The organism is Gemmatimonadota bacterium, assembly GCA_026702745.1.
GTDB lineage: Bacteria > JAAXHH01 > JAAXHH01 > JAAXHH01 > JAAXHH01 > JAAXHH01.
Genome location: JAPPBT010000083.1, coordinates 59,970 through 82,137, shown reverse-complemented (window position 1 = coordinate 82,137; position 22,168 = coordinate 59,970). Strand labels below are relative to the sequence as shown.

Below are 22,168 nucleotides of genomic sequence, written 5' to 3'. Positions count from 1 at the left end.
CCGGACTGGGCCTCCGGAACAACTCCCCTACCGAAACCAGTCGTAGTTGAGACCCAGCGAACGGTCTTCCAGGGGCAGGTCGACGCGCACGCCGCCCAGCGCGGAGGAACGTTTCAGGGCGATCTCCACTTCCAGCGCCATGGCGACCCTGCGGCCGGAGTTCTTGGGCTCGTCCAGCTTCCCCGCCAGGCAGTCCATCACGTCGTTCAGCGAATACACCCCGCCATAGGGCGGCACGAACTGGGGGCCCGGCCAGGGCACTTCCACCCGGTAGGGCCGGCCTTTCACCTCCATGGCCTCCCATCGCTGCCAGCCCGTGGGGAAATCGTAGGCCAGGTCGCCTTTGCTGCCGTGCAGGCGCACGCCGGGTGCGCCCTTGCGAAAATGGACCACGAGGCCGCTTTCGGTCACCATCAGGCCCTGACCCGTGAATTCGTCGCTTCCCGATTCCCGCCGCGGTTCGTCGCCGGTTCCGATTACCCAGGCCGGTACGCTGTCCACGAAATAGGACCAGTTCTGGTGTTGGGCGAAGGGTCCCGGTGCTTCAATCGACAGCAACTCCCCGATGCCGCCGTCGCGCACCAGGGTGCCGGCACGGGCGAAGGATGGATGGGTGGTGGCGATCGCGCCGCAGCTAAGCGGCACGCCCGCTTCCGCGCAGGTGCGCACCATCCGGTCCGCTTCTTCCAGCGTATGGGCCATGGGCTTCTCGGTGAAAATTCCCTTCGCGCCATGATGGACGGCGAGGCAGGTGAAATCGGCGCGATGCTTGGTGTTCGTCGCCACGGCCACGATGTCCGGCCTTTCTATGGCGAGCATATCCCCGGCGTCATCATAAAGGGACACGACACCGTACCGTTCCCGGAAGGCGCGCAGCCGTTTCACATCCCGCTCCGCTGCCGCGACCAGTTCGACGTCCGGGCGGTCCCACAATGCTTCGGCGTAGGAAGAGGGCAGGCCCTCCGTGCCCGGGTTCTCGTGGTAGTGGAAGCGCCGGTGGATGTTTAATTCGGGCGTCGGGCGATCGATGTCGTCCACGTCCCACACGCCCGTCCTCTGCGCGAGATCGTAAAGCATGCCCATCCAGCCGAGTCCGATAAGTCCTGCCCGGTACTTTGCCACGTTGTTTCTCCTCTCGACTGAATGAAGATACAGTGCTAAGAGCGGCTTTGGGGGACCTACTGGTTAGTCTGGTTAGCCCGGTTAGTCCTGATCACTCCAGGGCAGCGGTACATCCAGCCGCTCGCCCATCTCCCGTACAGTGCGCTGTTCGATCTCGCCGAACCGGATGCCCTGCTCCCGGTGGAGTGCCGCGCGCGTTTCTTCGATCGCGCCGGGCAGCAAGGCCTCGTCATATCCCGGCATGGGCTCGTAGGTTTCTCTCACATCCTTTACGAAACGGTCTACTTCCTTCTTGAAATCCCCCTCGGGAATCACCGTCTCGATGTGTATTGCCAGAACCATGCCGCCGTGACTTGCACCGGGCCACCGCGCCTGCACTTCGTCAGCCTCCGGCAACGCGGCGCCGGCCAGCGCACATCCCAGGACCGTGGCGACCGCTCCGTAACCGATGCTCTTGAAGAAGGCGGCTGGTATGCGGGACAGGAGATCGTCGAATTCGGGCGAATGCTGATAGTCGGCCAGGATGCGCGTGGCCACGTCCTGCACGATGGGCGGTTCATCGCCGGCCGGCATGCCGAAGCAGAGCGGTGGATTGCCGAAGTAACCGATCTGCGGCTTCGGATCCTGGCCGCGGGCATCCCCCATGTTGCGGTAACCCTGGACCGAGAATCCGATGCAGCCCGACTCCATGCACATGCGGGTGTAGTGGCCCGCCGATCCATAATGCCCGATATGCCGGGCCAATCCCATGCCCAGTCCGGTTTCACGGGCCTTTGCGATGGCGCCTTCCGTCGCATCCACCATGGGCCAGTACCCGAGCGTCCCGTCGCCGTCCACGATGACGGAGGTGGGCGATTCAGCGATGATCCGCACACTGGGCCGTGGATTGTGATGCCCCTCGGCGAAGGACCGCGTATAGCCGGATGCCGCGCGGACCCCGTGGCTGCGAACGCCTCTGAGGTCGGAGTTTACCAGCAGCCGGCTGATGATCGAAGCATGGTGGCCGGACAGGCCTACCTTCTCGAAACAGGCCGTCGTGAAGGCCAGCAGGGATGTTTCATCGACATGGATGTAAGCTTCCGGCGGACGATTCATCAATGGTTCCTTTGGGGTTGTTACGGAATCCACACGTTGGTGGAAATGGCCTTTGTGAACTGGCGAGAACCAGGCGTACGGACCCGGCTCAGACCACCATGGGCGTCTGGAGTACGGTCAGGCCCATGTCGATGTACTTCTGGCGATCGGAGGGGTCCAGGAGCGCCAGGCTGACGGCGACGGATGTACCCTCCATCTCCCCGGCAACGTGGCGGACGCAGTCGTCCACCGTCCGGAACGGCGGGTTTTGGTACCGTTCGATATCGAACAAGAGATCGTTGGGACCGAAAGTGAGGACGTCTACGCCCTCCAGCGCCAGCTTCCGGCAATTGAGTACGGCGTCGACCGATTCGAGCTGCAGCCACAGGACGCCCGTGTCGTTCCACCAGGCCGCATACTCGAGGCGGTCGGCACGACCGGCGATTCCGTGGCGCGCGTTACCTCCCCAGCTTCTGCTGCCGAACTGTGGATAGTAGAAGAAATGGACCGCCTCACGCACCGTGGCTTCCTCCCTGACCTCGGGAACGAGGATACCCGCGGGGCCCAGGTCCAGGTAGTTCCCGATCAGGTAGGTGTGCCGGGTATGCTTGATGCGCAGGATCACCGGCACGCCCAACGCCTCGGCAGCGGCGCAGAAGGAAACGATCCGGTCCTCGCTCTGGGGGCCGTGCTGGCAGTCCACGTTGAAGAAATCGATCGTGCCCTGTTGAAGATACCGTTCCAGGTCTTCCCGGCCGGAATCCATGGATACGCCCAGGCCGGTCACGATTTCGCCGCCACGGATGCGGTGTTTCAGCGAGATGGGTTTGACCATGACGGAACGCTCCCTCTTCTATTTAATCTTCGTCAGTACCTGTAGTTGAACTGGTGTATCTACACGAATTACAGTCGAGGGTTGACGCCTCAAGGTTCGTTCGAGGAGGCGCCGGTCCGAGACGGGAATGTGCGCTTTGTCCCACCACAGGGCCCGGCACCGGTCGAACAGCTCCAGGCTGTCGAAGTAGTGCCGGAAAACGAAATCAATGTACGTACTCAATTCGAGCTTGTGGCCGGCGATCGCCTCGGCCACCACCCGGTCCGCGAAGTGAAAGTCGACGTATTCACGGGCCAGCGTGGCCACCCGATTCGCTTCGTGGGCGACCTTGCAGTACACCTGCTGCCTCGCGTGCCGGCGTTTGCCCAGGTGTGCAGGGAAGTACGGACGGATGTCGACGACGCGGCCACCGGGTTTCAGTACACGACAGGCTTCGTGAAGGGCATGCCCCATGCCCTCATGTCGCACTCATCACAACGACCACGAGAACATAGCCAGGTCGAAACTCCGGTCCTGGAACGGCAAGCGGGACGCATCGGCCACGGCGAAGCGAGCGATGCCGTCCAGTCGCTTCCGGGCATGGGCGCGTGCGACGTCTTGCCCGGTCAGATCGACCCCGGCAATCGATTCGATCCATCCCCGGATCCGGTTCGACAACCGGCCGTCGCCGCAACCGATGTCGAGGACGCGCGCACCGGCGAACGGCACGTGCCGTCTGAGCATCCGCGTTTCACGCCGTTCCGGATCTACTCGAACACCTTTCATGGCGCACCCCCGCCTTTCATGCCTCTCTCCCGCTTCTTTTGATATCTGGTCGGTCCGGATTTCGGGCCGGTCTGTATATCTTGCCGGACAGGAATTCAATACCAGTCCGCATATCAAGCCAGTCCGGCCACCTCCTCGATTTCTACCCAGCCGCCGGATTCTTTCGACCGCTCAATGGCCAGTCCCGTGAGGTAGAGCCCCGCGGCCATCCGGGCATAGGTGCGGTTCGGCATGCCCTTTTCCACGGCGTCCAGGAAGTCGGCGACGCTTTCCGCCTCGCCGGGCCAGCCACCGACGACCGGCTTCGCGGGCTCCACGCTGATTTCCTTGACTTCGGGATCTGTCTTCGTGCGCAATCTTATTGTGTTGCGAAAATAGTCTACGTGTAAGTCGCCTTCGTCACCGGTCACCTCGATCGTGGTCTCCAGCGTATCGACCGAGTCGATGTTCAGGTGGATCGTGCCCCAGAGGCCATCGTAGTCGAAATTGACCAGACTGTGAAACTGTCGCCGGCCCACCTGCCCGTGGCCGTCCATGACGAGCACCCGTCGAGGCGACCGGCCGATGATGCTGTTCAGTCCGTCCACGTACCAGGGCCCCAGATGGTGGGCAAGGCTCAGGTCGGGGCCATCGTACCCCGCCCAATTGCACCGCAGATTCAAATGGACGGTCTGCGGGGTGCCGATCGTCCCCGATCTTAACAGTTCCGCCGTACGGAGGACGACCGAAGCGTAGCCGATTTCGAGATCGCCGTGGGTAACCTGGCCGGCCGCGACCAGCCGTTTCAGCATCCTTCGTATGCCGCTGGGATGGTCGGCGAGCGGTGGTTCGTAGTAGACGGCGATCCCTGTATCGAGCACGGCGTCCATGGCCGTCTCGTGGATGGCGTCGGGGATGGCCATCATGACAGCGTCGATTTCGGGACCGCTCAGTAATTCATCGAAACCGCCATAGACACGCACATCCGGACCCAGCTCCTCGCGTATGCGACCCTGAGACGCTTCGCTGAACGCCGCGGCGGAAACGATCTTCACCCGGTCGTGCTGCCGCAGGGCAGGCACGAAGGCTATCCGGGTCCACCCGCCGTATCCGATCAGCCCGACGCGTATGTTGGACATGATATGTCTTTCGCAGGATTACTTATCGTTTCACTGCAGGCCAGAACCGAAGTATATTACGACAATGAAAACCGCCGCGGATCGGTATGGCAAGCACTAAGTATTCCGGAGACTCCGGCTTGAGATACCTTTACCTGCTCGTCTTCCTGCCGCTGGCGCTGGCGACCGGTCATTCGGCGGCCCAGGTGAACATCGAAGCGCTGCGCGGCGACGCAGGTGCTACGGGATTCTCCGGCGCCCTGGCGCTCAACCTGGAGATGCATACGGGGAATACGGATCTGAAGGAAATCGGTCTGGAAGGACGGCTGGACTTCGACCACCCCAGGGTGAACACGTTCATGCTGGCCCGTAACGACTTCGGATGGGAACAGAGCGAGCGTTTCGCCGATGAAGGACTGATCCACCTCCGCCAGCACTACCCCCTGCATGGACGGGTCGGCATCGAGGCGTTCACCCAGTACAACTATGATACAACCTATCGGCTCGATGCCCGTATGCTGGCCGGTGGTGGGCTTCGATTCCACCTGGTCGAGTCCGAGGGTTTCCAGCTGTGGGAAGGCGTTTCCGCCTTCGTGGAACACGAGAGACTGAGCGAATTGAATCCGGCTGATGACCACCCCGACAACGCGACCGTCGTGCGCTGGAGCCACTACCTGTCCTCCCGAATCGCCGTCAATGACCGCGTCGTGTCCACTTGCACGGTTTATTTCCAACCGCTGTGGAACGAGATCGGCGACACCCGCGTCCTTGGCGAATTCAACCTGGAGATCGACCTGGCCGGACCGCTCGTGCTGGCCCTGAATTTCGTCATGCGCTACGACAGCCGACCGCCGGAAGGCGTCAGCAAGCTGGATACGGTGCTGGAGAACGGCCTGGCCGTGACTTTTTAGTATGACAGATAGCGAAAGTGAATCATTATGGTTAAACCAGGACGCGCGGCCCAAGAAGAGGAGAAGAATAAATGGAGTTTAACGACCGTGTAAAGCAGGATTTCGACCGTGACGGCTTCGTGCTGCTCAAGGGGTACCTGTCTTCGGAGGAAGCGGCCGAGATCAACGGTAACATCGACCGGTTCATCGAAGAGGTGCTTCCGAAGGCGCCCGATACGACGGCCTTCTACGAAGTCAAGGAGGACCCGTCGTCCATCAAGCGGCTGCAGAACATGGCGGAACTGGACCCGTACTTCGACGAGCTGTTCGGGTCCTACGGTTTTGCCGAACTGGCCGGATTCCTGCTCGCGGACGGCGTGCTTCCCAAGAATCCGCAGTGGTTCAACAAGCCAGCCAGAGTGGGCGACGTCACCCCGCCCCACCAGGACGGCTTCTATTTCATGCTGGAACCCAACGAGGCCGTGACCCTGTGGATCGCCCTGGATGAAATCGACGAGGAAAACGGATGCATGCGTTACGTGCGGGGATCGCACCGGCGGGGCATGCGTCCCCACCGGACGTCCAACGTACTCGGGTTTTCACAGGGTGTGGGCTGTTTGTTGGTACAGGCATAACGCCGGATCGTGTAACCTGGCTTGCTCGTAGGACTTAGACGAACAACAGGGAATACACAGGGGATACCCGATTTTTCCGACGAGGACCGGGAACGGGAAGTGGCCATGCGCGCCAGCCCGGGCGACGTATTCGCCCATCACAGCATGATCATACACCGGGCGGACGCGAACCGGTCCGACCGACGACGCGCCGCACTGGGCCTGGTTTACTTCGCGGCCAGAGCCAGGAAGGACGAAGAGAAGGCCGAACGCTATCGCCAGGAACTCTTCGCCCGGTGGGAAAAGGAAGGCAAAATCTAGCGGGCAACCGCGCGGCAACAGCCGGACCGCTATACCGAGCTGTTCCTTGCTACTCCTCGCTACTCCTTACGCTCCGCATCGCGGTCTTCGGCGAGCTCCCCGCCCCACAGGTGCATGGTGTTGACCGGCTTGCCCTGTAGTTTCAGGTAGTAGAACAACTGCCCCTTGTGCTGAACCAGGTGCTGCACCATCTCAAGCATGCGATGGCCGAGTACGGGCGTGGAAGGGTCCCACGGCGCGGGGGCGGGTTCGTTCTGCATTCTTTCCTCGCCGGCCAGCTTGAGCATTTCGAAGGCCAGGTCCCGGTCCGCCGCAAGCTTTTCCTTTGCTTCCGCCACCGAGGCGACCGTGGCCATCGCTTCGGCCGGAGGCAACATATCCCCGGATCCCATGTCGTCCACGCTGACGCCTTCGGGCAGACCGAAGTCGCCGGTCACGAAACCCTTTATCGCCATACCGCAAGCTTCGCCCACGTGAAAAAGCAGTTGGCCCGTCGTCATCCAGTTGTCGCCCGACGACGGTTTCCAGTCGAGATCCTCATCCTCGACGAGGTCCATCAATCCGTCTGCCGCCAGGTAGGAGTAATGCAGTTCACGAGTCAGTATTTCGGTCCAGTTCACGTTTTCTCCTTTCAGGGTGTGGTCTGCCAGGCGCCTTCATTCAGTTCCACGAGCGCAATAAAGTTGCCGCAGGAATCGTCGAAAATGGCCTGGATGCCGAAGTCCTGTTTCGTCGGGTCCACGCTGAACCGGACGCCCAGCTTCTTCAGCCGTTCGTACTCGGAAGCGATATCGTCCACCGAGAACACGATGGACGGCATCCCCGAATCATAAAGCTCCCTGTGGTAGACCTGGGACCATTCGGTACCCTTCGGTTCCAGCAGGAGGGTTGTGCCTTCGGGTTCCTCGGGAGAAGCTACGATGGCGAGACTGGCCTCCGGCACGAACATGATCTCCTTGAAGCCCAGTATCTTCGTGTAAAACTCGTGCGCTTCGATGGGGTCGTTCACGAAGACGCCCGTCATTTCGATTCGCATTTTCTTCCTCCATTAATCCGCATCGTTCAGTAATGCTTTTTACTTTATGATGCCATGTACTTGCGAGCGCTTCTATCCGCGTTTCAGGCACTAAAGTCGACCCCTCGCGTTGGATAGGATGCATTTCCCTAAACCAGGTTAATGTACGAATGGCACGGGTATGACGCCACAGGTTTCGGCTCTACTCGCCCTGCCGGATCGGCAGGTGGGATGTTGACACATACCGGTCCCATACCTACATTATCATACCATATACCGGGGCCTGGTATTCAGACGGATTGCAGGATTGAAAACCAGGTGTCCAGGTGGAATGCAGACAAGGAACAGGAGCGATTATGGGTACGGTCAGGGTACTGGTGGGCACGCGGAAAGGGGCGTTTATACTGTCATCGGACGGCGTCCGAACAGACTGGGACATCGACGGCCCGCATTTCGGGGGTTGGGAGGTCTACCACCTCAAGGGCTCCAGCGTCGATCCCGATCGCCTGTATGCAGCCCAGGGCACGGGCTGGTTCGGGCAGCTGGTGCAGAAATCGGACGACGGTGGAAAGAGCTGGGATCCGGTGAGCAACGAATTCACTTTCGAAGGCGAAGTGGGCACCCACCTCGATTTCGACGACAACCCGTGTCCATGGGCGTTCAACAGGGTCTGGCACCTCGAGCCATCGCTCTCCGATCCGGATACGGTATACGCGGGCGTCGAGGACGCGGCACTCTTCCGCTCCACAGACGGGGGCCGGTCCTGGCACGAACTGGCCGGCCTGAGAAACCACCCTTCGAGCTCGGGCTGGCATCCGGGCGCGGGCGGGCTCTGCCTGCATACCATCCTGCTGGACGAGGGCGACCCGAACCGGATAATCGTCGCCATTTCCGTGGCAGGTGCGTTCCGGTCCCTGGACGGTGGAGCATCCTGGCAGGCGATCAACAAGGGCCTGCATTCCGACTACATGCCCGAACCCGAGGCCGAAGTGGGCCACTGCGTCCATCGACTCGCCATGCATCCATCCCATCCGGACGCGCTGTTCATGCAAAGCCACCGAAACATCATGCGCAGCGACAACGGGGGAGATTCCTGGACCAACGTAAGCGGCAACCTGCCCAGCGACTTCGGCTTTCCGATCAGCGTGCACGCCCACGAGCCCGAAACGATCTACGTCGTCCCAATGAAGGGCGACTCCGAGCACTACCCGGACGAGGGCCACCTGCGCGTCTACCGGAGCCGGACCGGCGGGAACGAATGGGAACCGCTGTCCTCGGGACTGCCGCAGAAAGACTGCTACGTCAACGTCCTGCGGGACGCCATGGACGTGGATACCCTCGATGACTGCGGGATCTACTTCGGGACTTCGGGTGGCGCGGTCTATGTATCCCCAGACGGCGGCGACCACTGGACCGCCATCGTGGAGAATCTCCCGCCGGTGATGTCCGTCGAAGTCCAGACCCTCCCATGATACGCGTCATGCTGCCCTATCACCTGCGGAACCTGGCGGGTTGCCGGGACAAGGAAGTCATCCTGGAGGTCGCCGGCGGGGTCGTGACCCAGCGCAAGATCCTGGATGCGCTGGAAGCGCGGTTTCCGCAGCTTGGCGGAACGGTCCGGGACTACGGATCGGGCTGCCGCCGGCCCCTCGTACGGTTCTTTGGCTGCGGGCGGGACCTTTCCCTCGAATCGCCCGACACGCCGGTCCCGGAAGCCATCGCGCAAGGCGAGGAACCCTACCGGATCGTGGGTTCGGTGGCCGGCGGGTAGCGGCGTCAAGACGCGCCGAACTTTTATGCCGCGCTGAGCTTCTCGAGGACCGCCAACTCCCTGCTCGATTCTCTCCAGACCGGACCTTCAGAGAACCGCTTTGCGTATCCCAGGGGCGTCAGTTCCAGCACTTCCTCGAAGAAGTGGTCGTTACCCTTGTGGATACAGTCCATGACCAGGTCGTTGTCGCCCGGATTCGTCTGGATCCTGGCCTCCACAGCCAGGTCGGGCTTCAGGTCCAGCAGGTGTTCGAACACGTGAAAACCCGTCCCCTGGTTCGTACCGATAGCATGGTACAGGGGCGTCTGTCCTCCCACGCCGTTCCGCCCGATAGACGACCGCGCGTTCAGATCGGCCCCGCGTTCCAGCAGCAGCGCAATCGCGTCCAGTTCATGAAACTCCACGGCCACGTGGAGCAGCGTGCTCCCCCGCAGGGTGAGGTTACTTCCGTAGTCGAGCGTAAAACGCGCCGTAACGAGTCCGGCGTCCGTTTCGAGGCGGGCCGCCAGGGCATCCAGGTCTCCCCGGTGAATGTCCATGACCGGACCGTCTTCATAGGCGGCGCCATGGTCGATCAGCAGGTTGATACAGGTGTGGAGATGATCGGGGGTCGACCGGGTGTAGGTCTGCAGGAAACCGTACAGCACGTCGCAGTCCCACCCTTCGTTTCGCGCGTCGTTCAGGTCGACGCCGACGGCCAGTAACCGCCGCAGGTGTTCCAGGTCGTGACCCTCGCAACAGCCGAAGAGCGAGGCGTCCAGATCATGGACGTCGGCGCCGCCCCGTAACAGTCGCTTCGTCAGGTCAACCCGCGCCAGCATGTCTGCCAGTACCAGGGGCTTGACCGGTCGTTCCCTGCCTCGGCGATCGATCCACCTGCAGGGCGTTTCCACCAGTTCGGGCCTGGCGGCCATTACGGATTCGAAGGCGGCATGGTCGTTGCGCACAATCGCCTCGCCCAGTGCGTGATCTCCGGCCAGGCATTCGGTTTGCGGCATGATCGATTACAATTCGTTGGCATTCTGTTCTATTTCAACAGCTCGACGATATCCTGGTGCCCGCCTTTCTCCGCCCGCGCCAGGGGCGTCGCCCACTCCGCGCCGCCGCCCCGGGGATCCGCGCCCCGCTCCAGCAGGAACGCCGCCAGGTCCCGGTGTCCCCAGCGTGCGGCCCATCCCAGCGGGGTAGAGCGCCACTCGTCGTCCACGGCCTCGATGGAAGCACCTCTGTCAAGCAGCAGGGCGGATTTATCCACGTCGCCGATCACCGCCAGTTTGTGCAGGTAAGTGACGCCGTGCCAGTTCGCGTTATTGGGATCGGCGCCGTGGTCGAAGAACAGGTTCAGCATGTCGAGGATATCGTCGTTGGGGGTCAGGGCGCGCCCGTCCAGGTGCCAGCCCTTGCGTCGCCGGAACGCGTACCCCATGTAGTTGTTGGCGTACCAGGGCCGGTTCAGCTCCGCACCTGCCCGGAGCAGCATTTCGATGATCTCCCTGCGCGCGAAACCCGCCGCCATGCAGAGCACACCGTAGTCGCCGCCATAGTTGGCCAGGCCGGGATCCGCGCCGAGGAGCTCGCCGACCACGGGGATGTTGTCCAGCAGCACGTACATGCTGATGTCGGCCGTCGCCCCGTGCCGGTATAGCAGGTTGATCATCTCCTCGTTTTTCCCCTGGCCCAGGGCCTGTGAAAGGGGCACGCCGCTGGACTCCACCGGGGCGTTGGGATCGGCGCCGTGATCGAGCAGAAGTTTCGCTGTTTCCAGGTGATTGCCGGCCACGGCTTCGTACAGCGCGTGTCCCCGGGGCGCGTTGTGTTCCGGGGCGTTGGGGTCGGCGCCGTGGTCCAGCAGGAGCTGCACGATGTCGGTGTATCCCTGTCCTGCCGCACTGAACAGCGGGGAGTGTCCACAGGTATCCTGGTCGTTGGCCAGGTTCCGGTTTGTTGCCAGGAGATCTCTCACCCGTCGTTCGTCTCCAAGGGCGCACGCGACCGTCATGCTGTAATGCGCTCCTCTTGCGATCAGGTATCCGGTCAGCAGCGGATCCAGGCCTCCCCGGGACTTGCGCGCGCGGAACACGGCCACGTGCAGCGGTTTGCATCCATCCCACCGGACCGGATCCGGTTCGGCCCCCTTGTCCAGCAGCAGGGCCGCCATTTCAAGGTTGTGTGCTGCAACGGCCTCGTGGAGGGGACGGTTGCCGCGTTCGTCCGAGGCGTCGATCATCTCGGGAGAAGCCTCGAACAACGCCCGGGCTGCTGCAACGTCGCCCTGCCGGACCACTTCGCAGGCACGTTCGCCCACGGGCGGCGCGCTGTACCTGGAAGCGATGGCGTCCGTCAAGAGCCCGGCGATCTCGTCAAAGCCGCGATCCCTGGCCCGTTCGAGCGGCGGCACGTGATAATCGAGTCCCGATGCCGACGAAGGATCCGCTCCGTGTTCGAGCAACAGGCGGACCGCCTCCGTGTGCCCTTCCCGGACTGCGAAGTGCAGAGGCTGGTAGTACGCCCAGTTGCAGTTGGCCAGGCCGGGGTCCTCCCGCAGCAGCGACCTGATCCTGGCAAGATCGCCTTCCACCGAGGCCAGCAGCATGTCCCAGACAAGGTTCGGCTTGCCATCCATGAAATGGCCTTGCTCGCTCGTGAAATCGGGTCGTATCCAACGCATAACTCGGTCTCCAAAGTGATCATTTGCAGACGGCGCGTGACCGTTCAGTTCGCTTGACAAAGTGCGAAGCAGACTCGGCTTCAACTTACTCCGCGCTTCGAACAGCCTTTTGCGCACCGTGCCCGCTTTCAATCCCATGAAGTTTGCGATTTCGGGTGCTGAATAGTCTCCAATATACCGAAGTACCGTGACTTCTCTCAGTGTTTCCGGCAATGCTTCCACCGCGGCGCGGACTTTCTCGCTCATGTCCCTGCGCGCCGCCCGGTCCAGGGGACTTTCATCTGCCGCCTCGATGTCGCCATCCATGGGTACGAAATGGTGACTGTTTCGTCTCTTGAACCGGAAACACTGCCACTTTATGATCCGCCTCAGCCAGGCTGGGAACGAATCCGGCTCGCGGAGCGATTCGATGTGCTGCCAGGCGGCGATGAATCCTTCCTGCGCGGCATCTTCAGCCTGGTGCCGTTCACCCAGAAGTCCCAGCGCGTAGCCGAAGGCCATGTCCTGGTAGTTGGCCACCACCTCGCCGAAAGCGGTACAGCGTTCCGCATGAGGCAAAGATCGGTCGGCTGAAATCCGAATGTGTTGTTTGAGGTCGTTGGTCATATCGAACCGACGTAACGGTAACCGGTGCCTTGCGCCTTCCGCCCATTCCCCATTACCATAGTGTCATTCACAGGGGTCAGGTGTTACCATGTCGTTTGGATTATCGTGCAAGAGGAGGGACCCTCCATGCAAAACCTGAAAGTGAACGCGCTCCGGGTTTTCGTCCCGTCAATAGATCACGACGTTTCGATCCGGTTCTACGAGGACCTGGGATTTGAAACCGTCTGGTCGGGACACGACGTAACGGAGATGCGCATCGAGGGATTCAGTTTCTTCCTTCAGAACTACTATCAGAAGGAGTGGGCGGACAACTTCATGATGCAGTTGAAAGTGGCGGATCTGGACGCCTGGTGGGAGCACATCGTGGGAAAGGACCTTGTGGCGCGGTACGAAGGCGTCCGCGCCGCGGCGCCCAAGGTCTACCCCTGGGGGCTTCGCGAGATCAATCTGATCGATCCTGCCGGCGTGCTCTGGCACATCGCCCAGGATGCGGACTGAGCATTCTGTGCTCGGTTGATCAGGTCCCGCCGGAGCCGTAATCGGCCAGGAGGTACTGTACAGCCAGGTTCGTGTATTCTCCCCACCGGTCCGCGAAATCCCGGATCCGCTCCTCGGAAACGCGTTCTCCGTTGAAGTAATGCCGCTCGATGGACCGTTTGACCGCGAGATCGGCGGCGGCAATGACGCTGCCCCGGCCCAGGTAACGCGCGCGAAACCAGTCCGCCGTCCACCGCCCTATCCCCACCAGGGCCGTCAATTCCCGTTCAACTGACGCGTCGTCCTTCTCCGCGAGCCCGTACAGGTCTAGTTCACCTTCCCGAACTGCCCGTGCCAGGTTGAGTATGTACCGTTCCTTCTGTCTCGAGAACTGAAGCGGCAGCAGATCGCCGGGTCCCGCTTCCGCCATCCGGCCGGGCGTCGGAAAGGCATAGTGGGTTTCGCCGCCGAACACGTGGGGTTCGCCGTATTCGGCTACGAGCCTGCTCCGCACGGTATAGGCAAACCCCAGGTTGATCTGCTGGGCCGTGATCGAGGACACGATCATCTCGAAGGGGTCGACCTGCAGATTGGGACGCAGGCCGTGGTGGTTTGCCACCGCGGCGGAAAGTACAGGGTCTCCGGCCGCGAACGCGTAGAAGGCCTGCAGCGGGAAGGACAGGCCCAGGATCTTCCCGGCTGCCGCGATCGCCTCGTCGAGCATCTCGTCGGATACCTCGCCGGTTGCCGCATCGAGCACCTCGCCGGTCGCCGCGTCTGCTGCCGCGTCGATCGCCGGGGATTCCGCCCGGGCGGTTCCGTCCCGGGGCGTCAGGCGCATTTCGATCCGGTCTTCGGAGCGGTACAGGGACAGAAGGCACGGTCCACCGGCTGTACGGATCACCTTGCTGAAAACGCCCGCTTCGAACCGGTTGGCAAGGTCGGTGCCATACCGCCGGTACCGGTCGAGGGTGGCCTCGAAGTCGATGATCGTACCGCGGTCCGCCACGGTACAGGCCACGGTTACGATCCCAGGGGCTTCCACAACCCGACGAACGTACCCTCGTTATCCGCAATCCACGCGAAGTGGCCCATGCCCGGGACTTCGGTTGGAGGTACGATGGACGCTCCGCCCAGTTCCTCGGCCTTTGCGACGTAGGCGTCCAAATCGTCGACCTGCACATAGACCAGCGTGTAGTTGTGCGGCTCGTGACCGAGAGCGGAAATGTGTCCGTTGATCCCTTCATCTCCCCCGGTGTCGATCATGGAAGCATGTTCATGGGACTCCATGTTCCAACCGAACAGGCCGGCGTAGAAGGCCTGGGATTCTTCTCTGTTCTTGCAACCGATCTCGAAATGCATGACGGGATTCGCCATTGCGCGCTCCTCTCTGGTTGTGGTACGTGTTGCTGCGGTTCATCCTGATTTACGGTTCATGCTACTTTGTGGTCCATGCTAACGCTTGTATTTATCATTGAGCCCCTGGCCGGACCGGATCATGGGCAGGATCTTCTCTAGGCGCTTTGTCCTGGTTTCCGTCCGCTTGGCCTCGGCGATGTATTCGGTGTACTCGCGCTGCTTCCCCGGCGTAAGCGAGCTGAACCGCTCGCCGGCGTCGCGGTCATCCGCCAGTGCGCCGGCCAGTTCATCCGGAACCTCCACCGGCTTCTTCCTTTCCGCCTTGATCTCCTTGCCCAGCCGCTGGTTCTCAATGGACTCGTCCACGTAGGCGCGCAACAGCGGTTCGTCGATCTCTTCGACCGCCTGAAACCGCCACTGCCGCATAGCCCGGGTCCTGCCTTCCTGCGCATTGACCAGGACGCCGTGTTCGTCGCGCAGCAACGCGCCCTGGAAAAACCAGACGCTCACGAACTCCTTGAACGCCCCGATGCCCACCACGTTCTTGCCTGCATGGGTATAGCAGGGCTGACCCCACTTGACGGTCTCTTCGACCTCGCATGCGTTCATGATGTTGCATAGTCTCTCCAGCAGGGGCCGCCATTCCACGTGGCCATCCAGGTAATCTTCAACCGATTTATACCGTTGCACGATCCATCCTTTCCATGAATTCGGCCTAGGGCGGGACCTCAGACGATCCCGACTGGAACTGCGGGGCGTTCAGGGCGTTTCCGAAGAGACTGAGCCGGCCGGACAGGGCGGCCTCCACATCCAGTTCGTACGCGTGGGCGACGGTCGTAACGATGGGCCGGATCTGTTTCTCGATGTAGTGCCCGTAGTCTATGGGGGCCGTGATCCGGCCCTCCGGTTGGGGCCCGTCGAGCGTGATCACGTACCGGATGACACCCGTCGGGTTTTCCATGAGCCGGGCTGCCTTGACGTGAGGAGGCACCGAACGGGTATAGGATTCGACGGGCTTGCGCAAGTTCTTCCGGTAGACGAGCAATTCGTCCCGGCGACCGGTGCGGACCTCCTGGACCCAGTGGTAGATTTCTTCTTCGATCTCGGCGCCGGGCACGTCGTGAAACACCCGGTCGAGCAGCACGCCCTGCAGCCGGTGAGCCAGGTCGGTCCAGTCCCGCCGCACGGCTTCCATGCCCACGATTTCCACGCGGTCGCCATCGGTCCCGCGACGCAGGCCCGCGTAACCCTTGGCCCTGCCGCGCTCGACGTCACTCCGCATGGAAGGCAGCAGGAACCGGTGGTAGCACTTCTCGAGTTCCAGTTCGAGGAAAGACGCCACGCCGTACCGTTCCCTCACGTGCGCGGCTAACCGGGCATTGATCCGGTCGCATACTTTCCGACCCATATCCATGGCCTGACCCGATTCCGGCCTTTCCACCGGGTCGAGATCAACGAACACCGAATCCGTGTCCCCGTAAAGCACTTTGTAACCGTCTTTCTCCAACTCATCCCGGCACCACTTCAGGATGTAGTGTCCGAATTCCGTGATCGCACCGGCCAGTTGAGGTGCGGCGAAGCGGCAGGAAGCGGATGCCAGGACGCCGTAGAAGGAATTCATGACGATCTTGTAGGTAAAGGAGGCAAGTTCGTCCCCGGTGGTCCTGGCCTCCTCCCGGCGCTTGAAAAACTGTTCCAGCATGGAAGGCAGAATGCCCGGGGTGCGGGAAAACCGCCCGCCGTTGGGGGCCTCGAGGAATTCCCCTTTCCGGTCGCCGTCGGACACGCGGCCGGGAACCGCGCCCGTCTCGTCCGATGCCGAATCCTGGGCCTCGATATGTGCCAGTGGATCGATGTTGAAGGTGCGGATGATGGACGGGTAAAGGCTTTTGAAGTCGAAGACGAAGACATTTCGGTAGAGCCCGGCTTTCGCGGGTATGATCAATCCGCCTGGCGCGCCGGCGCCCGGGGTGCGGTCCACGCCGGTCGTCGGCGCCACCATGCCCCGTTGGTGCAGGGCGTTGATGTAGATGTTGTCGAAGGCGGCAACGCTGACCCACGCCCTTTCCAGCGGCAGGCCTGTCAGCAGGCCTCTGCGCAGGGTCAGGTTGATCAGTCCTTCCGCCTCCAGGATGTCGAGTACCAGCCTCGCGTCCTCGAGACAGTAGGCGCAGAAGGTCGCCCGGTCCTCGCGATAGACCTCCGTGATCTTTTCCGCCCGGGAACTTCCCCCATCCTCCTCCAGCAGCTTGCCCCTGCCCAGGATGGCGTTGGCCACGGTGTCCAGGCGGTAGTCCTCGAACCGCTGCAACGTGCCGCGAAGCAGGTGCAGGGCGTCCAGGATCTGCCGGCCGTGGATCACCATGGTGCTGCCGCCCCAGACCTCCCCGGACCGGTACCAGGACGTGTCATCGGTCCGCCCGAGTTGAAACGGCACGTTCAGGTCCCTGAAGCGTCGCTGCAGGACTTGCAGGTCGAAGTCGACCAGGTTCCATCCCGTAATCAGGTCGGGATCCATTTCGAGCATGCGGGACGACAGGGCGCGCAGCATCGACGCCTCGTCGGGCCAGCAGACCAGGTGCGGGGGGTCCCCTGCGGCCGGCTCACCGACCATGTGTATTTCTTCGGAGTCGATGCCGCCGCCTGATTCCGACAGGACCAGGCCCACGGCATAGATGGTGGTCGCATCGGGATCCGTTTCGATATCCAGGGCCAGCACGCTGAAGACGGGTTCCCAGTACTCCGGTTTTAGTTCGGGGTTGGCATAGACCCGGTCGACCCGGTCGCCAGCGGTCCAGGCGCCGCTGATCCTCACCCCGCCCCGAAGTCCTCGTCCGATCAGGTATTGCCTGCCGAAGGGGATATCGCCTTCGTAGGTCCGGGTCTGCTGGGCCTCCAGGCTTTTGACCAGGTTGCGCTGGTCGCGCACGCGCTCAAACTCGATGCCCGCAACGGGCTCGCCGTCCATCGTGGTGTATTCCGCTGGCACCACCCGGGCAGAAACCCCTTCGGAACGGATCAGGGCGTCGGCCTCCGGTTGTTCCGAGACCCGGACGTAGAGCGTGGGCGAGACCCGGTCGTCCATGAACTGGAAGGTCTGGCCGTTCTTTAGTTTCCCGACCCCGCAGATCACGTCCCGGCCGTGCTCCGCCCGATGGAAGACGTGAAGCAGGTATCCCACGTCTTCCGCAGCGGTTTCCCTGGCGGGAGCGGATGCTGTCCTGCCGGGCGCGGATGCCGCACCGCCGGGCGCGGATGCCGCACCGCCGGGCGCGGATGCTGCCCCGCCGGCGTTGCTATGCGGTAGCGCGTTGGACATGGCTCAAATGGTCTCGGAGAAACCGGCCGGTGTAGGACGCGTCGACCCCCGCCACTTCCTCGGGCGTGCCGGTGGCAATGACTTCCCCGCCGCTGTGGCCGCCTTCGGGACCCAGGTCGATGATGTGGTCGGCCGTTTTGATCACGTCGAGATGGTGTTCGATCACCACGACGCTGTGACCGGCTTCGATCAGCCGGTTCAGGCTGGACAGCAGGTGGACGATGTCGGCCAGGTGCAGCCCGGTGGTGGGCTCGTCCAGGATGTACAGGATATGGCTGCCCCGGCGCAGCTTTCCCAGTTCGCTCGCCAGCTTGATGCGCTGGGCCTCGCCCCCGGAGAGGGTGGTGGCGGACTGGCCCAGTGTGAGGTAGCCCAGACCCAACTGGTCGAGTGTCCCGATCTTCTTTGCGATGGTGGGCCTTTCCTCGAAGAAGGTGACCCCCTCTTCGACGGACATGTTCAGCACGTCGGCGATGGTCTTCCCCCGATAGGTCACTTCCAGCGTCTCCGGGTTGTACCTGGCCCCCTTGCAGGCTTCGCACGGCACCTCCACGTCCGGCATGAAGTAGAGCTGGGTAGTGATCGTACCCTCCCCATTACATTCGGCACAGCGTCCCTCGGCCACGTTGAAGCTGAACCGACCTGGCCGGTAGCCACGCGATACCGCCTCGTCGGTCTTCGAGAAGAGCGTTCTGATCTGGTCGTAGAACCCGATGTAGGTGGCCGGGTTCGAACGGGCGTTCCGGCCGATGGGCGACTGGTCTATGTTGATGACGTGCTTGATGTGCTCGACGCCTTCGAGCCGGTCGTGGTCTCCCGCGAGCACCCGGCTGTCGTACAGCTGGTTGTACAGCTTTTTGTATAACACTTCGTTGATCAGTGTACTCTTCCCGGATCCGGATGCACCGGTCACGCAGACGAACTGTCCAAGGGGGATCTCGACGTCGATGTCGTTGAGGTTGTTCTCCCGCGCGCCCAGGATGCGCAGCGTCTTTCCGGTCGGGCCGCGCCGTACGTGCGGGGTCTCGATGGTCCGCGCACCCGATAGATACTGGCCGGTAGGCGACCCGGCACAGTGCAGGATATCGTCGAGATCGCCCTGCACCACGACCTCTCCACCGTGCACGCCCGGTCCCGGCCCCATTTCCACGATGTGGTCGGCCGCCCGGATGGTCTCCTCGTCGTGCTCCACCACGATGACCGTATTGCCGAGATCGCGCAGTTGCCTGAGCGTGCGGATCATCTTCACGTTGTCGCGGGGATGCAGCCCAATGCTCGGTTCGTCCAGCACGTACAGCATGCCCATGAGGCCCGATCCGATCTGCGTGGAGAGCCGGATGCGCTGCGCTTCGCCGCCCGAAAGGGTGCCGGCGCGGCGGTTGAAGTTGAGGTAGTCCAGGCCGATGCCCAACAGCAGGTCGAGCCGGCCGGTAATCTCCCGGATCACCTGCCGGCCGGCCAATTCCTGGCGTCCCGCGGGTTCGATGTCATCCAACTCGGCGCGAAGCTCGTCGAAGTTGATCTCCCCGAAATCGTGGACCGTGCGGCCGTTGATCCGGAACCTGTGCCGTGTCTCCTTGAGCCGGGATCCCTCGCAGTCGGGACACACCCGCTCCACCATGACCTTTTCGAGCCAGGCCTCCATACCTGAACTGGCCACCTGCTTCTGCCGGTACCGCTTGTAGTTCCGCTCGATCCCCTTGCCGATGCCGCCGAATCCCCATGGCTTACCGAGCAGCTTGTGATCGGGTTCCTTCGCGTCGGGCGGCGCCAGCAGGGGAAACTTGTCCGGCGTGCCGTCGAACAGCACGTCCTGGACAGGTGGTGGTAATGCACGGAAGGGTGTATCGAGGCTGAATCCCATGTACACCGATAGGCTGTACATGACCCGACCGGACCAGGTATCCGGGTTGTAGTTGAAGGCGTCCTTGACGAAGCAACCGTCCCGGATGCTCAGCGATTTGTCCGGCACCAGCAGATCCCGGTGCACGACCATGTACGTGCCCAGTCCGAGACAGGTCCGGCACGCGCTGGACGGATTGTTGAACTGGAAGTAGTCCGGCGCCAGGTCGCCCACCGCGAGATGGTGTTCCGGGCAGCCGAAGGACGCGTAGAATCGATCGGCGGCGGATTTGCTGCCGCAGGCCGCCACGTGGATCCTGAGGAACTGATCCCCGGCGATCAGGGCGTCCTGTATCCCCTTGACCAGCTGTTTCTCCACGCCGGGTTTCAGGACGAACCGGTCTACGATCACCTCCATGCGCAGGTCACCGGATTCGTCCACATCGACCTCGCCGCTGATGTCCACGGGCGTTTCGTTGATCACCATGCGGCGGTACCCCTTCTTTCGGATCTCCGTGAAGAGAAAGTCGAGGTCCTCGCCATAGATCCGGGAAACCGGCGCGCGCAGTTCCACTTCGGTGCCTTCGGGCAGTGACAGCAGCTCATCGAGAATCTGCACCGCGGTCTTGATTGGTAGATCGTGGCCGCAATAGGGACAGCGGGCGCTGCTGATCGTGGCGAACAGCAGGTTCAGGTAACTGCTGACATCGGTCATGGTGCCCACGGTGGAGCGTGGATTGCGCGCGACGGTCTTCTGCTCGATGGAGATGACGGGAGAAAGGCCGAAGAGATAGTCCACGTCCGGCTTGCCCACCTGCTGGATGAACCGGCGGGCGTAGGAGGAAAGCGACTCCATGTAGCGCCGCTGGCCTTCCGCGTAGATCGTATCGAAGGCCAGGGACGATTTCCCCGAGCCGGAAAGTCCGGTTACCACGATCAACCGGTTGCGCGGCAGTTCTACCGTAATGTCCCTGAGGTTATGCTCCCGGGCGCCCTGAACCAGGATCGTTGTGCGAGGACCGGCCCCGTCGCCGCTTGTGTTGGCTTGTGGACCGACTGTTGTTGGACCGGCCGATGCGGGATCGGCGGATGTACGGGGCCGGACCGGGATTTCGGACATGCCATGCTCCTGAATCACTGAGCGGATACTCCCACGGTAACCGAAAAATCGCCCACGGCAGTTGTGGAATCACCCGCGGTAGTAGTAGAATCCGAGTTCCTCGTACTCCACGTTGCTTTTCAATGTGAGCCGCAGCGGGCTGGATACCCGGGATATGATGTCCTTGTCCGCGAGCCATTCACACACGGTGGTAACGCCCCTTAGATTCATCTGGTTATCGAACCAGGTCTCGATTTCCGTGACCGACCTGGCCGATCCTTCTTCTGCGAGGTAGTCGAGAATGGGCTGGAACAGGTCCGGCAGGCGTTCCTCGAGATAGGAATCGATCAGTCCTAGCGCTTCACCCACCAGCGCCTCGGTCTTCGGCTGGTCGATCAGGTTCGTATACACCTTCCTGAAAAACTCCGGATTGAGTTCCAGCGCCTGCTGGATGACTTCGCGTCCGGCAAGCTGGCCGTGCATGAAAACCTCGATTTTTGCGAGACTGCTCACGCACCACATGATATAGAGAAACGCGTAGTGGAGATCGTGCCGGACGTGAAACCATTTCTCTGCCTTGTACAGCGTGGGTAACACGTGCGATGCCGCGTGCATGAGCTGGACCTGGCGGTCTTTCGCGTGCAACGCCTGAATGCCGTCGTACAGTTCCCGGATCGTCTCGTCGTGGGTGAAGAGCAGACGGCTGCGGGCGAGGGCCGAGTGCATGAACGAGCTCTGCAGTCCGCCTTCGATCATCTTCCTGAACGCGGAGCGAGGCTGCATGAACACGTGGATGTATACGTCGTTCTCCAGGAGCGCGGCGCCTTCGGACACCTCGTCGTCATCCCCGCCTTCCCGGCGAAACAGGTCCTTGTCGTCCCGGGTGACGACGATCAGATCGATATCGGATTTCTCCCATACCCGGTCGGCGGAGAGGCTGCCGAAGAGAATCGCCGCCAGCACGTGCCGGTCCTCCCGCGCCTTGCTTACGAAGGACGCGAGGGCCGACTCGAATTTACGCTCTATGGTCGAGTGCGTGGTTTCCATCGGGGGATCCCTGGAAAAGGCATCCAAAAGGATAAAGCGCATACCACAAACCGTCACCGATCCGTGGATGCGCCCGTTTCTATATAATACGCCATCGTGCTTTCGTCAACGCGCAATTACGGGTGGAAAGGCGATGAAACCCCTTGATTGGAACGCCCGGCGGCGGCTACTTTGCTACAAACCCAGCATCCCAGCCGCGCAGGAACCTCCAGGTCATTACGGCCAGACTCCATAATTCGAGGATGGT

20 protein-coding genes and 1 pseudogene are annotated in these 22,168 nt (G+C 62.0%); 5 read left to right on the top strand and 16 right to left on the bottom strand.

Going from position 1 to position 22,168, the window contains the following annotated elements:
* Window positions 1–27: 27 nt before the first annotated feature.
* From OXH56_14255 to OXH56_14230, 6 genes are all read right to left on the bottom strand, one after another.
* On the bottom strand, window positions 28–1,122 hold the full coding sequence (locus OXH56_14255; protein MCY3556472.1) for a Gfo/Idh/MocA family oxidoreductase: 1,095 nt from the start codon (window positions 1,120–1,122) through the stop codon (window positions 28–30).
* Window positions 1,123–1,203: 81 nt separating this feature from the next.
* The gene (locus OXH56_14250) at window positions 1,204–2,217 is read right to left on the bottom strand and encodes an Ldh family oxidoreductase (protein MCY3556471.1); all 1,014 of its coding nucleotides are present in this window, start codon (window positions 2,215–2,217) and stop codon (window positions 1,204–1,206) included.
* Window positions 2,218–2,305: 88 nt separating this feature from the next.
* Window positions 2,306–3,031 carry an aldolase/citrate lyase family protein gene (locus OXH56_14245; protein ID MCY3556470.1) on the bottom strand — a complete coding sequence of 242 codons (726 nt, stop codon included), beginning with the start codon at window positions 3,029–3,031 and terminating at the stop codon, window positions 2,306–2,308.
* A gap of 18 nt (window positions 3,032–3,049) precedes the next feature.
* On the bottom strand, window positions 3,050–3,484 hold the full coding sequence (locus tag OXH56_14240) for a hypothetical protein (protein MCY3556469.1): 435 nt from the start codon (window positions 3,482–3,484) through the stop codon (window positions 3,050–3,052).
* An 18-nt stretch (window positions 3,485–3,502) separates the two neighbouring features.
* Window positions 3,503–3,796 carry a class I SAM-dependent methyltransferase gene (locus OXH56_14235; GenBank protein ID MCY3556468.1) on the bottom strand — a complete coding sequence of 98 codons (294 nt, stop codon included), beginning with the start codon at window positions 3,794–3,796 and terminating at the stop codon, window positions 3,503–3,505.
* 113 nt (window positions 3,797–3,909) lie between these two features.
* Window positions 3,910–4,914 (bottom strand): Gfo/Idh/MocA family oxidoreductase, encoded by a 1,005-nt coding sequence (locus OXH56_14230; protein ID MCY3556467.1) that lies wholly within the window; start codon window positions 4,912–4,914, stop codon window positions 3,910–3,912.
* Between the two features lie 119 nt (window positions 4,915–5,033).
* Between OXH56_14230 and OXH56_14225 the strand changes: the two genes are divergently transcribed.
* Together OXH56_14225 and OXH56_14220 are read left to right on the top strand one after the other, a co-directional pair.
* Complete coding sequence (locus OXH56_14225) at window positions 5,034–5,804, top strand: DUF481 domain-containing protein (GenBank protein ID MCY3556466.1); 771 nt, start codon at window positions 5,034–5,036, stop codon at window positions 5,802–5,804.
* Window positions 5,805–5,875: 71 nt separating this feature from the next.
* Window positions 5,876–6,718: pseudogene (locus tag OXH56_14220) on the top strand (phytanoyl-CoA dioxygenase family protein).
* A gap of 59 nt (window positions 6,719–6,777) precedes the next feature.
* Here OXH56_14220 and OXH56_14215 read toward each other — a convergent pair.
* Window positions 6,778–7,338 carry a DinB family protein gene (locus OXH56_14215; protein MCY3556465.1) on the bottom strand — a complete coding sequence of 187 codons (561 nt, stop codon included), beginning with the start codon at window positions 7,336–7,338 and terminating at the stop codon, window positions 6,778–6,780.
* 11 nt (window positions 7,339–7,349) lie between these two features.
* Complete coding sequence (locus OXH56_14210) at window positions 7,350–7,754, bottom strand: VOC family protein (protein ID MCY3556464.1); 405 nt, start codon at window positions 7,752–7,754, stop codon at window positions 7,350–7,352.
* 335 nt (window positions 7,755–8,089) lie between these two features.
* On the opposite strand from OXH56_14210, the gene OXH56_14205 reads away from it, so the two are divergent.
* Complete coding sequence (locus OXH56_14205; GenBank protein MCY3556463.1) at window positions 8,090–9,205, top strand: sialidase family protein; 1,116 nt, start codon at window positions 8,090–8,092, stop codon at window positions 9,203–9,205.
* Window positions 9,202–9,504 carry a MoaD/ThiS family protein gene (locus OXH56_14200; GenBank protein MCY3556462.1) on the top strand — a complete coding sequence of 101 codons (303 nt, stop codon included), beginning with the start codon at window positions 9,202–9,204 and terminating at the stop codon, window positions 9,502–9,504. Before OXH56_14205 ends, OXH56_14200 begins: the two co-directional genes overlap by 4 nt.
* A 23-nt stretch (window positions 9,505–9,527) precedes the next feature.
* Here the strand turns inward: OXH56_14200 and OXH56_14195 are convergent, their stop codons facing one another.
* Complete coding sequence (locus OXH56_14195; GenBank protein ID MCY3556461.1) at window positions 9,528–10,502, bottom strand: ankyrin repeat domain-containing protein; 975 nt, start codon at window positions 10,500–10,502, stop codon at window positions 9,528–9,530.
* Window positions 10,503–10,531: 29 nt separating this feature from the next.
* Complete coding sequence (locus tag OXH56_14190; GenBank protein MCY3556460.1) at window positions 10,532–12,730, bottom strand: sigma-70 family RNA polymerase sigma factor; 2,199 nt, start codon at window positions 12,728–12,730, stop codon at window positions 10,532–10,534.
* A 174-nt stretch (window positions 12,731–12,904) separates the two neighbouring features.
* Here OXH56_14190 and OXH56_14185 point away from each other — a divergent pair, with 174 nt between their 5' ends.
* A complete protein-coding gene (locus tag OXH56_14185; protein ID MCY3556459.1) occupies window positions 12,905–13,276 on the top strand; it encodes a glyoxalase in 372 nt (123 codons plus the stop codon).
* A gap of 19 nt (window positions 13,277–13,295) precedes the next feature.
* On the opposite strand, the gene OXH56_14180 is transcribed toward OXH56_14185, so the two are convergent.
* The 6 genes from OXH56_14180 to OXH56_14155 form a co-directional block, all read right to left on the bottom strand.
* Window positions 13,296–14,276 carry a hypothetical protein gene (locus tag OXH56_14180; protein ID MCY3556458.1) on the bottom strand — a complete coding sequence of 327 codons (981 nt, stop codon included), beginning with the start codon at window positions 14,274–14,276 and terminating at the stop codon, window positions 13,296–13,298.
* Between the two features lie 2 nt (window positions 14,277–14,278).
* Window positions 14,279–14,632, bottom strand: a complete 354-nt coding sequence (locus tag OXH56_14175) for a VOC family protein (protein ID MCY3556457.1) — start codon at window positions 14,630–14,632, stop codon at window positions 14,279–14,281.
* A gap of 78 nt (window positions 14,633–14,710) precedes the next feature.
* Window positions 14,711–15,304, bottom strand: coding sequence for a YdeI/OmpD-associated family protein (locus OXH56_14170; protein MCY3556456.1), 594 nt, complete (start codon window positions 15,302–15,304; stop codon window positions 14,711–14,713).
* Between the two features lie 25 nt (window positions 15,305–15,329).
* Entirely contained in the window at window positions 15,330–17,933 is a 2,604-nt protein-coding gene (locus tag OXH56_14165; protein ID MCY3556455.1) for a DNA polymerase II, read from the bottom strand.
* Entirely contained in the window at window positions 17,911–20,895 is a 2,985-nt protein-coding gene (gene uvrA, locus OXH56_14160) for an excinuclease ABC subunit UvrA (protein MCY3556454.1), read from the bottom strand. Before uvrA ends, OXH56_14165 begins: the two co-directional genes overlap by 23 nt.
* 69 nt (window positions 20,896–20,964) lie before the next feature.
* Entirely contained in the window at window positions 20,965–21,921 is a 957-nt protein-coding gene (locus OXH56_14155; GenBank protein MCY3556453.1) for a nucleotidyltransferase domain-containing protein, read from the bottom strand.
* Window positions 21,922–22,168 lie beyond the last annotated feature (247 nt).